Source organism: Arenimonas malthae CC-JY-1, assembly GCF_000747075.1.
Classification (GTDB): domain Bacteria; phylum Pseudomonadota; class Gammaproteobacteria; order Xanthomonadales; family Xanthomonadaceae; genus Arenimonas; species Arenimonas malthae.
In genome coordinates this window covers 1-16,416 of the sequence record NZ_AVCH01000021.1, presented here as the reverse complement: position 1 = coordinate 16,416, position 16,416 = coordinate 1, and the positions used below count along the sequence as shown (strand labels likewise).

General features: G+C 69.9%; 18 protein-coding genes and 1 tRNA gene. 1 reads left to right on the top strand and 18 read right to left on the bottom strand.

What is annotated here, in order from left to right; translation table 11 throughout:
- Window positions 1-3: 3 nt before the first annotated feature.
- The 18 genes from nuoK to N790_RS02105 form a co-directional block, all read right to left on the bottom strand.
- Window positions 4-309 (bottom strand): NADH-quinone oxidoreductase subunit NuoK, encoded by a 306-nt coding sequence (gene nuoK / locus N790_RS02185; RefSeq protein WP_043800177.1) that lies wholly within the window; start codon window positions 307-309, stop codon window positions 4-6.
- On the bottom strand, window positions 306-923 hold the full coding sequence (locus tag N790_RS02180) for an NADH-quinone oxidoreductase subunit J (RefSeq protein ID WP_043800175.1): 618 nt from the start codon (window positions 921-923) through the stop codon (window positions 306-308). Before N790_RS02180 ends, nuoK begins: the two co-directional genes overlap by 4 nt.
- A gap of 21 nt (window positions 924-944) precedes the next feature.
- The gene (gene nuoI, locus N790_RS02175; RefSeq protein WP_043800173.1) at window positions 945-1,433 is read right to left on the bottom strand and encodes an NADH-quinone oxidoreductase subunit NuoI; all 489 of its coding nucleotides are present in this window, start codon (window positions 1,431-1,433) and stop codon (window positions 945-947) included.
- Window positions 1,434-1,440: 7 nt separating this feature from the next.
- Complete coding sequence (gene nuoH / locus N790_RS02170; protein WP_245593726.1) at window positions 1,441-2,499, bottom strand: NADH-quinone oxidoreductase subunit NuoH; 1,059 nt, start codon at window positions 2,497-2,499, stop codon at window positions 1,441-1,443.
- Between the two features lie 2 nt (window positions 2,500-2,501).
- Window positions 2,502-4,802, bottom strand: a complete 2,301-nt coding sequence (gene nuoG, locus N790_RS02165) for an NADH-quinone oxidoreductase subunit NuoG (RefSeq protein ID WP_043800171.1) — start codon at window positions 4,800-4,802, stop codon at window positions 2,502-2,504.
- Window positions 4,799-6,166 carry an NADH-quinone oxidoreductase subunit NuoF gene (gene nuoF, locus N790_RS02160; RefSeq protein ID WP_043800170.1) on the bottom strand — a complete coding sequence of 456 codons (1,368 nt, stop codon included), beginning with the start codon at window positions 6,164-6,166 and terminating at the stop codon, window positions 4,799-4,801. The genes nuoG and nuoF overlap by 4 nt, the downstream gene beginning before the upstream one ends.
- A gap of 8 nt (window positions 6,167-6,174) precedes the next feature.
- Complete coding sequence (gene nuoE, locus N790_RS15055; RefSeq protein ID WP_052385606.1) at window positions 6,175-6,702, bottom strand: NADH-quinone oxidoreductase subunit NuoE; 528 nt, start codon at window positions 6,700-6,702, stop codon at window positions 6,175-6,177.
- Between the two features lie 14 nt (window positions 6,703-6,716).
- Window positions 6,717-7,973: an NADH-quinone oxidoreductase subunit D gene (locus N790_RS02155; RefSeq protein ID WP_043800169.1), complete on the bottom strand. Its 1,257-nt coding sequence runs from the start codon at window positions 7,971-7,973 to the stop codon at window positions 6,717-6,719.
- A gap of 6 nt (window positions 7,974-7,979) precedes the next feature.
- Window positions 7,980-8,699 (bottom strand): NADH-quinone oxidoreductase subunit C, encoded by a 720-nt coding sequence (locus N790_RS02150; RefSeq protein ID WP_043800168.1) that lies wholly within the window; start codon window positions 8,697-8,699, stop codon window positions 7,980-7,982.
- Window positions 8,700-8,715: 16 nt separating this feature from the next.
- Window positions 8,716-9,270: a NuoB/complex I 20 kDa subunit family protein gene (locus N790_RS02145; protein WP_043800167.1), complete on the bottom strand. Its 555-nt coding sequence runs from the start codon at window positions 9,268-9,270 to the stop codon at window positions 8,716-8,718.
- Window positions 9,261-9,617 carry an NADH-quinone oxidoreductase subunit A gene (locus N790_RS02140; RefSeq protein ID WP_043800166.1) on the bottom strand — a complete coding sequence of 119 codons (357 nt, stop codon included), beginning with the start codon at window positions 9,615-9,617 and terminating at the stop codon, window positions 9,261-9,263. The genes N790_RS02145 and N790_RS02140 overlap by 10 nt, the downstream gene beginning before the upstream one ends.
- A gap of 82 nt (window positions 9,618-9,699) precedes the next feature.
- A tRNA-Leu gene (locus N790_RS02135) sits at window positions 9,700-9,784 on the bottom strand.
- Between the two features lie 54 nt (window positions 9,785-9,838).
- On the bottom strand, window positions 9,839-10,315 hold the full coding sequence (secG, locus tag N790_RS02130; protein WP_043800165.1) for a preprotein translocase subunit SecG: 477 nt from the start codon (window positions 10,313-10,315) through the stop codon (window positions 9,839-9,841).
- 8 nt (window positions 10,316-10,323) lie between these two features.
- Complete coding sequence (tpiA, locus tag N790_RS02125) at window positions 10,324-11,076, bottom strand: triose-phosphate isomerase (protein ID WP_043800163.1); 753 nt, start codon at window positions 11,074-11,076, stop codon at window positions 10,324-10,326.
- A 43-nt stretch (window positions 11,077-11,119) separates the two neighbouring features.
- Window positions 11,120-11,545, bottom strand: a complete 426-nt coding sequence (locus N790_RS02120) for a group I truncated hemoglobin (protein WP_043800161.1) — start codon at window positions 11,543-11,545, stop codon at window positions 11,120-11,122.
- A 9-nt stretch (window positions 11,546-11,554) separates the two neighbouring features.
- A complete protein-coding gene (locus N790_RS02115) occupies window positions 11,555-12,418 on the bottom strand; it encodes a DUF3034 family protein (RefSeq protein ID WP_043800159.1) in 864 nt (287 codons plus the stop codon).
- On the bottom strand, window positions 12,415-14,757 hold the full coding sequence (locus N790_RS16760; protein WP_043800157.1) for a putative bifunctional diguanylate cyclase/phosphodiesterase: 2,343 nt from the start codon (window positions 14,755-14,757) through the stop codon (window positions 12,415-12,417). The genes N790_RS02115 and N790_RS16760 overlap by 4 nt, the downstream gene beginning before the upstream one ends.
- Window positions 14,757-15,434 carry a methylamine utilization protein gene (locus tag N790_RS02105; protein WP_169742131.1) on the bottom strand — a complete coding sequence of 226 codons (678 nt, stop codon included), beginning with the start codon at window positions 15,432-15,434 and terminating at the stop codon, window positions 14,757-14,759. The genes N790_RS16760 and N790_RS02105 overlap by 1 nt, the downstream gene beginning before the upstream one ends.
- 98 nt (window positions 15,435-15,532) lie before the next feature.
- On the opposite strand from N790_RS02105, the gene N790_RS02100 reads away from it, so the two are divergent.
- Window positions 15,533-16,339 (top strand): SDR family NAD(P)-dependent oxidoreductase, encoded by an 807-nt coding sequence (locus N790_RS02100; RefSeq protein ID WP_043800156.1) that lies wholly within the window; start codon window positions 15,533-15,535, stop codon window positions 16,337-16,339.
- Window positions 16,340-16,416 lie beyond the last annotated feature (77 nt).

Below are 16,416 nucleotides of genomic sequence, written 5' to 3'. Positions count from 1 at the left end.
CGCTCAGCCCTTCAGCGAATCGAGTTCGGCGACGTTGATGGTCCGCCGGTTGCGGAACAGCGTCACCAGGATGGCCAGGCCGATGGCGGCCTCGGCGGCGGCCACGGTCAGGATGAAGAAGACGAAGATCTGGCCGTCGACGTCGCCCAGGAAGCGCGAGAAGGCCACGAAGTTGATGTTCACCGAGAGCAGCATCAGCTCGATGCACATCAGCAGCACGATGACGTTCTTGCGGTTGATGAAGATGCCGGCGACCGACAGGCAGAACAGCACCGCGGCGAGCGCGAGGTAATGGCCGAGCGTGATCACGGGTTGCCCTCCTGGCGCGGTTCCGCCTGGACCTTCACCAGGCGCACGCGGTCCTCGCGGCGCACGGCGACCTGGCGCGACGGATCCTGGTGCTTGGTGCCCTCGCGGCGGCGCAGGGTCAGCATCACCGCCACCACCAGGGCCACGGTCAGGATGACCGCGGCGGTCTCGAACGGAAGGATGTACTTGCTGAACAGGGTCTCGCCGATCCACTGGATGTTGGTCTTGCCCAGCGCGGCGGCCGGGTCGGTCGCCGACAGGCCGACTTCGAAGCGCTTGCTGCCGATCAGCATCACCATCTCGGCGGCCATCACCACCACCACGGCGCCGGTCAGCGGCAGGTAGCGCACGAAGCCCTCGCGCAGCGGCGCGGTGTTGATGTCGAGCATCATCACCACGAACAGGAACAGCACCATCACCGCGCCGATGTAGACCAGCACCAGCACCACGCCGAGGAACTCGGCCTGGAGCAGCAGCCACAGGCAGGCGGCGGAGAAGAAGGTCAGCACCAGGCTGAGCACGGCATGGACCGGGTTGCGGGCCAGGATGACGCCCAGCGCGGCCAGCACGGTCACCGAGGCGAAGGCCCAGAAGGCGGCGAGTTCGTAAGTCATGTCAGTCCTTGTCCCCTGCCCTCACCGGAACGCCGCGTCGGCGGCCCGGCGCTGCGCGATCTCGTCCTCGAGGCGGTCGCCGAGGGCCAGCAACTGCGGCTTGGTGACGATGTTCTCGCCGCGCTTCTCGAAGTGGTACTCGTGGATGTGGGTCTCGACGATGGAGTCGACCGGGCAGCTCTCCTCGCAGAAGCCGCAGAAGATGCACTTGAACAGGTCGATGTCGTAGCGGGTGGTGCGGCGCGAACCGTCGGCGCGCGGCTCCGAGTCGATGGTGATGGCCAGCGCCGGGCAGACCGCCTCGCACAGCTTGCAGGCAATGCAGCGCTCTTCGCCGTTCGGGTAGCGGCGCAGCGCGTGCAGGCCGCGGAAGCGCGGCGACTGCGGGGTCTTCTCGAACGGGTAGTTGAGCGTGTACTTGGGCTTGAACATGTAGCCCAGGGTCAGCTTCATGCCGGCCAGGAGCTCCAGCAGCATGAGGCTCTTGAGGTAGTTGGCGATGCGGTTCATGGCTTCCTCAGGCGCCCAGCGTGAACCATTCGTTGTAGGCCATGAGGGCCGTCACGAAGATCCAGAAGATCGTGATGGGGATGAACACCTTCCAGCCCAGGCGCATGATCTGGTCGTAGCGGTAGCGCGGGAAGGTGGCTCGGAACCACAGGAAGCTGAAGGCGAAGAACAGGAACTTGGCCGCCAGCCACCACCAGCCCGGCTCGCCCAGGAAGCCCCAGGAGGCCGGGAACGGCGACAGCCAGCCGCCCAGGAACAGCACGGCGGTGAGGAAGCTCACCAGCATCATGTTGGCGTATTCGGCCAGGAAGAAGATGGCGAAGGCCGAGCCCGAGTACTCCACGTGGAAGCCGGCCACGATCTCCGACTCGCCTTCGGCGACGTCGAAGGGCGCGCGGTTGGTTTCGGCCACGCCCGAGATGAAGTAGATGATGAACAGCGGGAACAACGGGATGAAGAACCACTCAAGCAGGCCGCCGTTGCCCGACTGGGCCATGACGATCTCGCTGAGGTTCATCGTGCCCGCGGCCACCAGCACGCCCACCAGGGCGAAGCCCATGGCGATTTCGTAGCTGATCACCTGCGCCGCCGAACGCAGCGCGCCCAGCACCGCGTACTTCGAGTTCGAGGCCCAGCCGCCGACGATGATGCCGTACACGCCCATCGAGGTCAGGGCCAGCAGCACCAGCAGGCCGGCATTGACGTCGGCCAGCACCACGCCGTCGTCGAACGGGATCACCGCCCACGCGGCCAGCGCCGGGGCCAGCGCCAACAGCGGCGCCAGCCGGAACAGCAGCGGGCTGGCGTTGGTCGGGACCACCAGCTCCTTGAACAGCATCTTGAACACGTCGGCGAAGGCCTGGATGAAGCCGATGCCCATGAAGCCGCCGATGAACTGCGGTCCGTGGCGCACGTGCATCCAGCCGATCACCTTGCGCTCGGCCAGCGTGTAGAAGGCCACGCCCACGACCACCGGCAGGGTGATCACGAGGATCTTGACCAGGGTCCAGACGACCAGGCCGATGTCGCCGAAGGCCAGGAAGAATTCGCGGATCGGGTCGATCATCATCAGGCTCCCACCACCGCGAGCCGGGCCGACGGCGCGATCGGCGCCGTGGCCTCGTAGCTGTTCTCGATCCAGGCGGCGCCCTTGGCGACGCGGGCGCTGATGGCCACCGGCAGCACGGCGTTGCCGTGGCCGTCGCCAAGCTTGGCCATGCCGCCCTCGGACAGGCCGCGGGCCAGCGCGTCCTCCGGGTGCAGCACCAGTCGCGCGCCCACCGTCAGCGGGTGCGCGTTGAGCGCGGCCGAACGGCGCAGCACGGCGTCACCGCGGTAGATCGGCGTGCTGTCGATGCGCTCCAGGCCCGGCTCGGCCTTCGGCGCGACGGCCAAGCCGGTGCCCGCGGCAGGCGCCTGCGGCTGCAGCCCGGCGCGCAGGCCGGCCAGGTCGGTGAAGGCGAAGCCCGGCAGGCCGAGCTGGCCGCCGAGGGCGCGCAGCACGCGCCAGCCGGCGCGGGCATCGCCCGGCAGCTTGGCGCCGGCCTGGGTGGACTGGTCGGTGCCGTCGAGGTTGGTCAGCGTGGCCTCGATTTCAGGCAGCAGGCCGATCGGCAGGATCACCTGCGCCAGCTTCTTCAGCTCTTCGCTGGCGAAGGCCGCGAAGGCCACGACCCTGGCGCCGGCCAGGGCCTTGAGCGCCTGGGCGCCGTGCGCGAAGTCGTACTGCGGCTCGACGCCGTACAGCAGGTAGGCCGGCAGCGGCTGGGCCAGCATGGCGCCGGCGTCCTTGCCCTGCCCCTGCGGGCGCAGGCCGTGGCGCGCCAGGCCCAGGGCATTGGCGCCCTGCGGGATGCGGTTGACGCGGGCACCGGTGGCGCCGGCCAGGGCACGCGCGGTGGCGCGCAGCCAGGAGGCCTGCGGGTGGTTCTCGGCCAGCTCGCCCAGCACGATGACGGCCTGGCCGCCCTTCTGCAGGGCGTCGGCCATGGCCTTCGCGGTTTCGAAATCCTCGGCGGGCACGCCGCCCGGCAGCGTGGCGCCGGCGGCCCGGGCCACCGCGCCCAGCGCACCCGGCAGCAGCGAAGGCGCGACCACGCGCTTGCCTGCGACCGGGAAGGTGAACTCGAAGTCCACGGGATTGATGGCGAACACCTTGGCGCCGCGCTTGCCGGCCTTGTGCAGGCGCTGGTGCAGCAGCGGAACCTCGTGGCGCAGGTTGCAGCCGACCAGCAGCACGGCGTCGGCGTTCTCGAGTTCGGCGGCCGGCAGTTCGAACGGCTCGGCGAAAGCCGCGTCGGCGAAGTCGATGGCCCTCAGGCGGTGGTCGACGTTGCCGGTGCCCAGGCCCCTGGCCAGGGCCGCGAGCAGCGCGCCCTCTTCGTTCGACGTGGCCGGGTGGGCCAGCACGCCCAGCGATTCACCGGCGTCCTTGAGCAGCTTGCCGGCCAGCGCCAGCGCCTCGTCCCACGAGGCTTCGCGCCAGGCGTCGCCCTCGCGGACCAACGGGCGGGTGGCGCGGTCGGCGGCCTGCAGGCCCTGGTGCGAATAGCGGTCGCGGTCCGACAGCCAGCACTCGTTAACCGCCTCGTTGTCGCGCGGCACGGTGCGCAGGACGTCGCCGCGGCGGGCGTGCAGGAACAGGTTGGAGCCGAGCGCGTCGTGGTAGCCGACGGACTCGCGCGCCACCAGCTCCCAGGCGCGGGCGCGGAAGCGGAACACCTTGTTGGTGAGCGCGCCGACCGGGCAGACGTCGATGACGTTGCCCGACAGCTCGGTCATCAGCGGCTTGCCGTCGTAGGTGCCGATCTGCAGGCGCTCGCCGCGGTTCATGCCGCCGAGTTCGAAGGTGCCGGCCACGTCCGCGGTGAAGCGGATGCAGCGCGTGCACTGGATGCAGCGGGTCATGTCGGTGGCGACCAGCGAACCCAGGTCTTCGTCCGGCACCACGCGCTTGCGGTCGACGTAGCGCGACACCGAGCGGCCGTAGCCCATGGACACGTCCTGCAGCTCGCACTCGCCGCCCTGGTCGCAGATCGGGCAGTCCAGCGGGTGGTTGATGAGCAGGAACTCCATGACGTTGCGCTGCGCATCGAGCGCGCGCTTGGTCTGGGTGGTGACCTTCATGCCTTCCATCACCGGCGTGGCGCAGGCCGGCGCGGGCTTGGGCATCTTCTCGACGTCCACCAGGCACATGCGGCAGTTGGCCGCGATGGGCAGCTTCTCGTGGTAGCAGAAGCGCGGGATGGCGATGCCGGCCTTGTCGGCGGCCTGGATGATCATCGAACCCTTCGGCGCCTGCAGGGCCTTGCCGTCGATCTCGATGTTCACCACGTCCGGCGCGGTGGTGTTGGTGGGCTGGGCGCTCATGCAGCCTGCTCCGTGGTGGCGACCTGGCCCTTGGCGAGGTCGTCGACGTAGAAACGCTTGTGGACGATGGCGTATTCGAATTCCGGCCAGAAGTGGCGCAGGAAGCCCTGCACCGGCCAGGCGGCGGCTTCGCCGAAGGCGCAGATGGTGTGGCCTTCGATCTGGCCGGCGGCCCCCTTGAGCATGTGCAGGTCGTCGAGCGTGGCCTTGCCTTCGACGATGCGGGTCAGCATGCGGTACATCCAGCCCGTGCCCTCGCGGCAGGGCGTGCACTGGCCGCAGGACTCGGCGTAGTAGAAGCGCGCGATCCGCTGGCAGGCGCGGACCATGCAGGTGGTCTCGTCCATCACGATGACCGCGCCCGAGCCGAGGCCCGAACCAGCCTTCTGGATCGAGTCGTAGTCCATGGTGCAGGCCATCATCGTTTCGGCCGGCAGCACCGGCATGGACGAGCCGCCCGGGATCACCGCCTTGAGCTTGCGGCCGCCCTTCACGCCGCCGGCCATGGCCAGCAGTTCGCTGAAGGGCGTGCCCAGGCGGATCTCGAAGTTGCCCGGGTTGTTGACGTGGCCGGACACCGAGAACACCTTCGGGCCGCCGTTGTTGGGCTTGCCGAGGTTGAGGAACCATTCGGCGCCGTTGCGGACGATCGCCGGCACCGAGGCGTAGGTTTCGGTGTTGTTGATGGTGGTGGGCTTGCCGAACAGGCCGTAGTTGGCCGGGAACGGCGGCTTGAAGCGCGGCTGGCCCTTCTTGCCTTCCAGCGACTCCATCATGGCGGTCTCTTCACCGCAGATGTAGGCGCCGGCGCCCAGCGCGGCGTGGATGTCCACGTCGACGCCCGAGCCCAGGATGTCCTTGCCCAGCCAGCCGTTGGCGTAGGCTTCCCTGAGCGCTTCCTCGAAGTGCTCGAACGGCTCGTGGTGGAACTCGCCGCGCAGGTAGTTGTAGCCCACGGTGCAGCCGGTGGCGTAGCAGGCGATGGCCATGCCCTCGATCACCGCGTGCGGGTTGTAGCGCAGGATGTCGCGGTCCTTGCAGGTGCCCGGCTCGGATTCGTCCGAGTTGCACAGGATGTACTTCTGGCCCGGCGCGCTGCGGGGCATGAAGCTCCACTTCAGGCCGGTCGGGAAGCCCGCGCCGCCGCGGCCGCGCAGGCCGGACTGCTTGACCATGTCGATGACCGCGGCCGGGTCCATCTTCTCGGACAGGATCTTGCGCCAGGCGGCGTAACCGCCCGTCTTGAGGTAGTTCTCGTACGACCAGGGCTTGTCGAAGTGCAGCGTCGTGTAGACGACGTTGTGCTCCTGCGGCGCCGGGCCGACCGGGCCGTAACCCTCGGAATAGTGGGAATGGTGCGCCATTGCCTCGATCACTCCAGTCCGTCGAGCAGCTTGTCCACCTGCTCGGCGGTCAGCTTCTCGTGGTAATGCCCGTCGATCAGCATCACGGGCGCGGCGGCGCAGGCGGCCACGCACTCTTCCTCGACCTTCAGGAAGATGCGGCCGTCGGGCGTGCTCTCGCCGTGCTTGATGCCGAGCTTGCGCTCGCAGTGGCGCACCATGTCCTCGGCGCCATTGAGCCAGCAGCTGATGTTGGTGCAGATGGCGACCTTGTGCCGGCCGACCGGCTGCAGGTCGAACATCGAATAGAAGGTGGCGACCTCGTAGGCCCACACGGGCGGGATGCCGAGGTACTTGGCGGTGGCGGCGATGATCTCGTCGCTCAGCCAGCCGCCGTTCTGCTCCTGCGCGGCCATCAGGCCCTGGATCACGGCCGAACGCTTGCGGTCGGGCGGGAACTTGGCGACCCAGTGGTCGATGTGGGCGCGGGTGTCGTCGGTCAGCGCGACCAGGGGGTCGACGTTCTGGCAGGCGGCGAAGTTACCGGTGGCTTTCATCGGTCAGGCAATCCTTAGCGATCGATTTCGCCGAAGACGACGTCGTAGGTGCCGATCATGGCGACCACGTCGGGCAGCATGTGGCCGCGCACGATCGCGTCCATGGACGACAGGTGGGCGAAGCCCGGCGCGCGCAGCTTCAGGCGGAAGGGCTTGTTGGCGCCGTCGGAGACGATGTAGGCGCCGAACTCGCCCTTCGGGGCCTCGACCGCGGCGTAGGCCTCGCCGGCGGGCACGCTGTAGCCCTCGGTGAAGAGCTTGAAGTGGTGGATCAGCGCTTCCATGTCGTCCTTCATCTCGGCGCGGCGCGGCGGCGCGACCTTGAAGTTGCGGACCATGACCGGACCGGGGTTGGCGCGCAGCCACTGGACGCACTGCTTGATGATGCGGTTGGACTGGCGCATTTCCTCGACGCGCACCAGGTAGCGGTCGTAGCAGTCGCCCTGCACGCCCACCGGGATGTCGAAGTCCACCTTGTCGTAGGCGGCGTAGGGCTGCTTCTTGCGCAGGTCCCAGGCCAGGCCGGAACCACGCAGCATCGGGCCGGTCATGCCCCAGGCCAGGGCCATGTCGGTGGGCACCACGCCGATGCCGACGGTGCGCTGCTTCCAGATGCGGTTGTCGGTGAGCAGGGTTTCGTATTCGTCGACGCGGCGCGGGAAGTCGTCGCAGAAGGCGTCGAGGAAATCGAGCATCGAGCCCTCGCGCCACTCGTTCACGCGCTTGAGTTCGGCGCCCTTGCGCCACGGCGACTCGCGGTACTTCGGCATGGTGTCCGGCAGGTCGCGCGCGACGCCGCCCGGGCGGTAGTAGGTGGCGTGCATGCGCGCGCCGGAGACCGCCTCGTAGCAGTCCATCAGCTCCTCGCGCTCGCGGAAGGCGTACAGGAACACCGCCATCGCGCCCAGGTCGAGGCCGTTCGAGCCGATCCACATCAGGTGGTTCAGGATGCGGGTGATCTCGTCGAACATCGTGCGGATGTACTGCGCGCGCTCCGGGGCCTCGATGCCCATGAGCTTCTCGATGGCGCGCACGTAGGCGTGCTCGTTGCACATCATCGAGACGTAGTCGAGCCGGTCCATGTAGCCGATGGACTGGTTGTAGGGCTTGGACTCGGCCAGCTTCTCGGTGCCGCGGTGCAGCAGGCCCACGTGCGGGTCGGCGCGCTGCACGACCTCGCCGTCCATTTCCAGCACCAGGCGCAGCACGCCGTGCGCGGCCGGGTGCTGCGGGCCGAAGTTGAGGGTGTAGTTGCGGATTTCCTGGGTCATGGCCCGTCAGTCCTTGCTCGGCCGCTCGGTGGCGGCCTGCTGCCAGCGCGAGTCCTCGCGCACCACGCGCGGCACGCCGACGCGCGGCTCGATCGAAACCGGTTCGTAGACCACGCGCTTGCGCTCGGCGTCGTAACGCACCTCGACGTTGCCGGTCAGCGGGAAGTCCTTGCGGAACGGGTGGCCGACGAAGCCGTAGTCGGTGAGGATGCGGCGCAGGTCCGGATGGCCCTCGAACACGACGCCGAACAGGTCGAAGCACTCGCGCTCGAACCAGTTCGCCACCGGGTACACGTCGACCAGCGAAGGCACTACCGGGAGGCTGTTGTCGGCGGCGAAGCAGCGGATGCGCAGGCGGCGGTTGTGCCGCACCGACATCAGGTGCACGACCACGGCGAAGCGGCGCTCGGGGCCGTTGCCGCGCGGGCGGTTTTCCCAGTCGAAGCGGCCCGGGCCGGCGCCTTCCACGCCGCGCGAGAAGCCCTCGGAGGACACGTCGCTGGTGTCCCACTCGTCCTCGCCGTAGCCCAGGTAGTCCACGCCGCACAGGTCGATGAGTTGCTCGAAGCCCAGCTCGGCGTCGTCGCGAAGGATGCGCGCCGCATCGGCCCAGGCCTCGGGCGCGATCTCGACGGTGGTCTCGCCCAGCGCCTCGTGCACGGAAACCAGCTTGCCCTGCAGGCGCGCCTTCAGGCGCTCGGTGAAGCTCGTCGTCGGTTCGACCATGGCGTCGGCTGGGTCCTTAGCGGGCGATGGTGTTGGTGCGGCGGATCTTCTTCTGCAGCTGCAGGATGCCGTACACGAGGGCTTCCGCCGTCGGCGGGCATCCCGGCACGTACACGTCCACCGGCACCACGCGGTCGCAGCCGCGCACCACCGAATACGAATAGTGGTAGTAACCGCCGCCGTTGGCGCAGCTGCCCATTGAAATGACCCACTTCGGGTCGGGCATCTGGTCGTAGACCTTGCGCAGCGCGGGGGCCATCTTGTTGACCAGGGTGCCGGCGACGATCATCACGTCGGCCTGGCGCGGCGACGGACGGAAGATGACGCCGTAGCGGTCCAGGTCGAGGCGCGAGGCGCCGGCGTGCATCATCTCGACGGCGCAGCAGGCCAGGCCGAAGGTGACCGGCCACATGGAACCGGTGCGGGCCCAGTTGACCAGCGCGTCCACCGAGGTGGTCACGAAGCCGCGCTCGAGCAGCGGGTTGTCGCCTTCCGGACGCAGGATGTCGTCGACCCGCCCTTCCGGGATCGGGTTGTGCATCACGTTCGAGACGGACTGGATCACTCCCATTCGAGCGCTCCCTTCTTCCACACGTAGATGAAGCCCAGCACGAGCAGGCCGATGAAGATGCCCATCTCGGTGAGGCCGATGATGCCGAGGTTGCGGAAATTCACCGCCCACGGGAAAACGAAGGCGATTTCCAGGTCGAAGATGATGAACTGGATGGCGATGAGGTAGTAGCGCACGTCGAACTGCATGCGCGCGTCCTCGAAGGCCTCGAAGCCGCACTCGTAGGGCGAGAGCTTCTCCGAATCGGGGCGCTTGGGCCCCAGGGCCCAACCGGCGATCAGGAGCACGATGCCCAGGCCGGTGGAGACGAAGAGGAACAACAGGATCGGCAGATATTCGCCCAACACGCGCGCATCCTCACCTTGCGCCCGTGGGCGCGTCCGTGCCGCCGCTCCAGTCCGTTGCCGGGCGGCAGCCCGTTGATCGATTTGGTGCCCAAGGGGGGACTCGAACCCCCACGACTTACGTCGCTACCACCTCAAGGTAGTGCGTCTACCAATTCCGCCACCTGGGCAGGTGTGCCTTCGAACCGTCGCGCGGTGCGAAGGCCGAAGATTGTACCAGCGGTTCAGCCCGCTTGGTTGTTTTCCGCGCCGTTTTCTTCGGTTTTTTCACCGGCTTCGGCCGGCGCCGGAGTCTCGGCGGGAACCGCCGTGGCGTCGGCCGGGGCCGGCGCCGCTTCGTTGGCGGCCGGAGCCGCCGGGATGACGGGAACTTCGGAAGCCGGCACTTCGCCCGCCGCCGGGGCCGGGGCCGCCGGGACGTCCGACATCGCGCCGATGTCCTCGAGTTCCGCCGCCGCCGGCTTGCCGCCGTGGGTGGCGTACCAGGCCATGCCCAGGCTCATCGCGAAGAACACGACGGCGAGCCACTTGGTGGCCGTGGACAGGAAGTTGGCCGAGCCGCGCGCGCCGAACACGGTGGCGGAAGCGCCCGCGCCGAAACCGGAGCCGGCGGCCGCGCCCGCGCCGCGCTGCATGAGGATGAGCACGATCATGGCGATCGCGACCAGCACGTAGATGACACTGACGATGGTGAGCAGCATGTTCTGTTTTACCTCGCCGCCGCGGCGGCGATTGCCAGGAAATCCTGGGCCACGAGGGACGCGCCCCCGATCAGGCCACCATCGACGTCCGGCTGCGAGAACAGCTCGGCCGCGTTGGCGGGCTTAACGCTGCCGCCGTAAAGAAGCGGCAGCGAGCCGGCGATTCTAGCATCGTGCGCGGCCAGTTCGCCACGGATGAAGGCGTGGACCTCCTGGGCCTGCTCCGGGCTGGCGGTCCGGCCGGTACCAATGGCCCAGACCGGCTCGTAGGCCAGCACGGCGCCCTCGAAGGCGGCGATGCCGGCCAGTTCGACCACCGGGCCGAGCTGCTTTTCCAGGGCCCATTCGGTCTGCCCGGCTTCGCGCTGGTGCAGGGTTTCGCCCACGCACAGCACCGGCACCAGGCCGGCCTTGCGGGCGGCCACGAACTTCTCGGCCACCAGCTGCGGGCTTTCCCCGTGGTACTGGCGGCGTTCGGAGTGGCCCACCAGCACGTAGCGCGCGCCGACGTCCCTGAGCATGCGGCCGGAAACCTCGCCGGTGTAGGCACCCTGCTCGTTCACGCCCAGGTCCTGGGCGCCGAAGGCCAGGCCCTGGGGGCCATAGCGGTCGGCCAGCTCGCCCAGGTAGGGCACCGGCGGCAGGATGACCAGCTCCACGCCGGCCGCGCGGGGCGCGGCCACGACGGCGTCGAGCAGGTCGCGGGCGAAGGCGCGGTCCCCGTGCAACTTCCAGTTGCCGGCGACGATCTTCTGGCGCATGCGTGCACTCCTTGCGGTCGAGGGCGCAAGGATACCGCGCCCGTCAGGGGCTGACGATGTCCCGGTGCATGGGCGCCAGCCGCGCCAGCAGCCGGTTCTGGGCCCGGCGCGGGATGCCGCGGGCGTCCATCGCGGCCACCAGGTCCTCGACCAGGGCGTTGAAATCCGCCTCGGTGATGGCCAGGCCCTCGTGCGATTCGGCCATCGTGCGCCCGGTGTATTCGCAGGGCCCGCCGACCTCGGCGCAAATCTGCTCGACCAGGCGGTCGTTGAGGTTCACCAGGTCCACCTCGGCGAACTGCGCGGCGATGCGCTCGTCCTCGAGCACGCGCACCAGCAGCTCTTCGACCAGCGCCTCGATGCCGGGCCGGCCGCCGAACTGTTCATAGAGCCCGGCGCGCGGCGCGCTGGCGCAGGCGGAGAGCAGCAGCGCCAGGCCCAGGGACGACAGCAGGCGGGAAATACCCATGGCGCGCCCTCAGTAGGCCAGTTGCACGGAAAGGTAGGCGCCGCGCTGGCCGTCCAGCGAGGCGACCGAACCCAGGTCGGCCCAGGCCGCCACCACCGACACCCGCTTGGACGGGAACCAGGCCACGAAGGCGTCCACCCAGTCGTCCTCGCCGGCGAAGCCCAGGTTGTCCGGCTTCTGGCGGTATTCCAGGCCGACGGCCCAGCCCGGGTCCAGCAGCACCGCCGCCGAGCCTTCGAACACCAGCGAGCGCCCGCCCCGGCGGTCGCCGCCGTGGCCCAGCAGGCCCATCTGGTTGGCGCGGGTCGAGCGCAGGGTGGCGTTGAGGAGCAGCTGGTAGCCGCCGGCCCCGTCGAGCCAGAGCTTGCTGGCGGCGAGGTAGACGTCGGTGCCGCGGTCGTCGCGCGCGCCGACCGCCAGCGGCAGCGTGCCGTCGCGCAGGCGCTTGTGCTGCACGCCCAGGCTCAGCTGCGGCATGCGCGTGTAGACCAGGTCGCCGGCCAGCCGCAGCTTGGCGCCGAACACGTCCTGCTCCAGGGCGTCCCAGGGCAGCGCCAGCCGCCGCTGCAGCTCGCCCAGGTCGAAGCGCTGGCGGGCCAGCGAAAACTCGAGCCGGTTCCGGAAGGCGTAGGCCACGCCATAGGCATCGAGCGCGTAATCCCCGGTGTCCACCCGGGTGTAGAAGGCCGTGCCGCCGCCCTCGTCGCGGGTGCCGTAGCCGGCCAGCACCGCCCACGGCACCAGGCCTCCGCCGGCGGCGCCTTCCACCTGGCTGGCGCCGCCGGTGGCCAGCAGCCTGCCCTCGCCCGCCGTGGCGGCCGCGGGCGCCAGCAACGCCAGGCCCAGCAGAACCGGACGAAGGGCGACGCTCACGCCTCGGCCTCCATGAAGCGCCGGCACCATTCCACCAGCGCCTCCGGCGCCAGCGGTGCGCTGAACAGGTAACCCTGCACCATGTCGCAGCGGTACTGGCGCAGCAGGCCCAGGCTCACGTCGTTTTCCACGCCCTCGGCGATCACCGACAAGCCCATGTTGTGGCCCAGTTCGATGGTCGAGCGGACGATCACGGCGTCGTCGCTGCCTTCGGTCATCTGCATCACGAAGCTCTTGTCGATCTTGAGTTCGTCCACCGGCATGCGCTTGAGCTGGGCCAGCGACGAGTAGCCCGTGCCGAAGTCGTCGATGGACAGGCGCACGCCGCCGGCGCGCAGCCGGTGCAGCATGCGCACGGCGTAGTCCACGTCGCGCATCAGCACGCCCTCGGTGACCTCCAGGATCAGGCGCTGCGGCGGCACGCGGTGCTGGCGCAGGCTGGCCTGCACGAAATCCGGCAGGTCGGCGTCCATCAGGTCCATCGCCGACAGGTTCACCGCCACGCCCAGGTCCAGGCCGCCGGCCCGCCAGCGGGCGTTCTGCGCCAGCGCCGAGTCCAGCACGAAGCGGGTGATCTCGTGCACGAAGCCGGAGCGTTCGGCCAGCGGGATGAATTCGTCCGGTGGAATGGCCCCCAGGCTGCCGTGCTGCCAGCGAAGCAGGGCCTCGACGTGGCGCACCTGCCGGCTGGCCAGGTCCACCTTGGGCTGGAAGCGCAGCGAGAGCTCCTCGCGGGCGATGGACTGGCGCAGGTCGCCGATCAGGGCCAGCTGGCGCAGGTGCACTTCGTCGCGACCCGGGCGGTAGACCACCAGCCCGGCGCGCGCTTCCTTGGCGTCGTAGAGCGCGATGTCGGCGCGGCGCAGCAGGGTCTGCGCGTCCCGGCCATGTTCCGGGTGCAGCACCAGGCCGAGGCTGGCATCGAGGTTGATGCGGGTGGTCGGCAGGTCCAGCGGCAGCCGCAGCTGCTCGAGCAGCGCCTGCGCGCGGCGTTGGGCGAAATCCGGCCCGACGTCGCACATCAGAACCATGAACTCGTCGCCGCCCAGCCGCGCCACCAGGTCCTCGGCGCGCACGGCCTGGCGCAGGCGCTTGGCCACTTCCTCCAGCACCTGGTCGCCGAAGCCGTGGCCCAGGGTGTCGTTGATTTCCTTGAACCGGTCCAGGTCCAGCATGACCACCGCGCAGGCGCGGCCGTCGCCGTGCGCGAGCGCCTGGTCCAGCCGCTCGCGCGCCAGGCTGCGGTTGGGCAGCCCGGTCAGGCCGTCGTGGTGGGCCTGGTGCAGGATGCGGTCCTCGCGCGCGGCGATGCCTTCCTGCATGTGCCCGAAGGCCGACGCCAGCCGCGCGATCTCGTCGCGGCCGCGCACCGGGATCGGCCGCGAATAGTCGCCCTGCTGCACGCGCTGGGCCGCCTCGGCCAGCTCCACCACCGGCCGGCTGATGCCGCGGCCCAGGAAACCCGCCACCGCCAGCGCCAGCGCCGCGGCCAGGCCCGACAGCCACAGGATGCGGGCCTTCAGCGCCGCGTAGGGCGCCATGGCCTGGTCCAGCGAGCCCTGCAGCAGCACGCCCAGCGGCGCCGCGCCGCGTGCGCCCGGCAGCGGCGCCGACAGCGCGAAATAATGGTCCTCGCCCAGCGTCAGTTCGTCGCTGGCCTGGCCCGGCGCGCCGGGCGCCGTGGCCAGTGCGGACAATGCCTCGACGGCTGGTTCCGGCAGGCTGCTGCCAAGCACCTCGAGCCGCCCGCCGGCGTCGCGCACGAAGCTGGCGTCGAGCCGGGTGAGCGCCTTGAAGTCGCGCGCATAGGCATCGCCGATGGCCGAGCCAATGCCGACCCAGCCGATCTGGTTCGGCGCCAGCACCGGGATCAGCGCCATCGAATACAGCCGCCCGTCCACCGCCACCACCGAGAGCGAATAGCCTTCTTCGGCCGCGGCGGCCAGCACGCCGTCCAACGCTCCGTCGCGCCAGCCCGGCGAGGCGCCCTCGAGGCCGGCCAGCCACGCGCCCTCGGGAGACAGCAGCACGCCGGCGTCGGCGCCCACGCGGCCGGCGTGGTTCTGCAGCGCGGACGCCATCGTCGCCGGATCGCCGCTGGCCACGGCGGCCTTGAAGCCGAAGTCGTCGGCCAGCACCAGCGCCGTCTCCAGCAGCTGCTCGCTGCGGTTGCCGTAGAAACGCTGCCACACGCGCTCGCCCACCCGCAGCTCTTCCGCCAGCTGCTGGCGCACGCTGCGCTCGGTGGCCACGTGCACGACGGCGAAGGTCGCCAGCTGGGCGGCCAGCACCAGGCCGATCAGCAGCGCGACGATCTTGCCGTGCAGGCGCGAGCGCATCAGGGCTCCTGCTTGAGCTTGCGCAGGCGCTCCTGCAGCGCCCGCAGCCGGTCCGAACCGCGGCGCTCGGGCGGCGGCGGGCCCAGGGCCAGGCTGGCGCGCCGCGCCACCGGCGACTCGCCCAGCGTCACGGCCTGCTCCCACGGTCCGCTCGGCAGCCGCGGGTGCCAAACGCGCAGCGTGTATTCACCGGCCGGCGCCGCCAGGCTGACGCGGCCGTCGGCCCCGCTCTTGCCGAACAAGGGCGTGTCGAGCACCACGATGTGCCCGATCATCCAGTCGTGGATGTTGCAGCCCACCACCACCACGCCCGGTTTGTCGAACACGATGGGCTCGGGCGGCGTGCCCGAATACAGCGGCAGCTCGAAGGGCCGCGGCGCCGAGAACGAATAGACCTGGTGGCGCACGGTGTCGCTGTTCGGAAAGCTCACGGCCGTGCCGGCCTGGACCGTCAGCACGCCGGGCACGAAGGCCGTGTTGCGCTGGTCCATCACGGCCCGGCCCGGTGACGAAGACGGCGAAGGCCCGTGCAGGCTCACCACGGCATCGGCCAGGGGCGCGCTGCCATCGTCCACCTGCACCACCAGCTCCGCGGCGGTGGCCGGGGCCAGTGCCAGCAGGCCGGCGAACGCCAGCGCCAGTACCCCGCCCCGCTCCCTTGACCCGCGTGCCGCCATCGCCGCACCACCCTGCGCACCCACGTCGACAATGATTAACGCCGGCCCGGGGTGATAATGGCGCGAACGCCACCCACCGCCCTCCGGAGCCCGCCTGCATGCCCACGCCCCCGTCCCCCGGCTACGCCCTCGTCACCGGCGCCTCCAGCGGCATCGGCGCCGACATCGCCCGGGAGTACGCGCGCCGCGGCAAACCGCTGGTGCTGACCGCCCGGCGCGTCGAGCGGCTCGAGGCCCTGGCGGCGGAGCTCTCGGCCCAGGTGCCCTGCGTGGTGATCGCCACCGACCTGGCCGACCCGGCCGCGCCGGCGAAGCTGTTCGCCGAAACCCAGGCCCGCGGCCTGTTCGTCGACACGCTGGTCAACAACGCCGGCTACGGCGTGCCGGGCCGCTACCTGTCGGCCGACTGGAAGACCCACGCCGATTCGCTGCAGGTGCTGCTCACCTCGGTGGCGCACCTGACCCACCTCTACCTGCCGGCGATGGAAGCCGCGGGCCGCGGCCGCATCCTCAACGTGGCCTCGCTGGCGGGACTGGTGCCGCCCACGGCCGGGCACACGCTCTACGGCGCCACCAAGGCCTGGCTCATCCGCTTCTCGGAGACGCTGGACCAGGAAAGCCGCCCGCGCGGCGTGCACGTGACGGCGCTGTGCCCGGGCATGACCTACACCGAGTTCCACGACGTGAACGGCATGCGCGAGAAGGTGAGCAAGCTGCCGAAGGGCATCTGGCTGTCCAGCGCCGACGTGGCGAGGCTGGGCGTGGACGCGGTCGAATCGGGCCGCACGCGCCTGGTCACCGGCCGCGCCAACAAGCTCATCGCCGGCCTGTCGAAGTACCTTCCCGACCGCCTCGCCCGCGCCCTGCTCGCTTCGAAGTCCAAGGACTTCCGCGACGCCGATTGAGGTTTGGGCTTGCCCGTGGGCAAGCAGGTCACTTGCTCGTGGGCGGGTGTGCCTGGCAGGCGTCATCGCGCACAGAG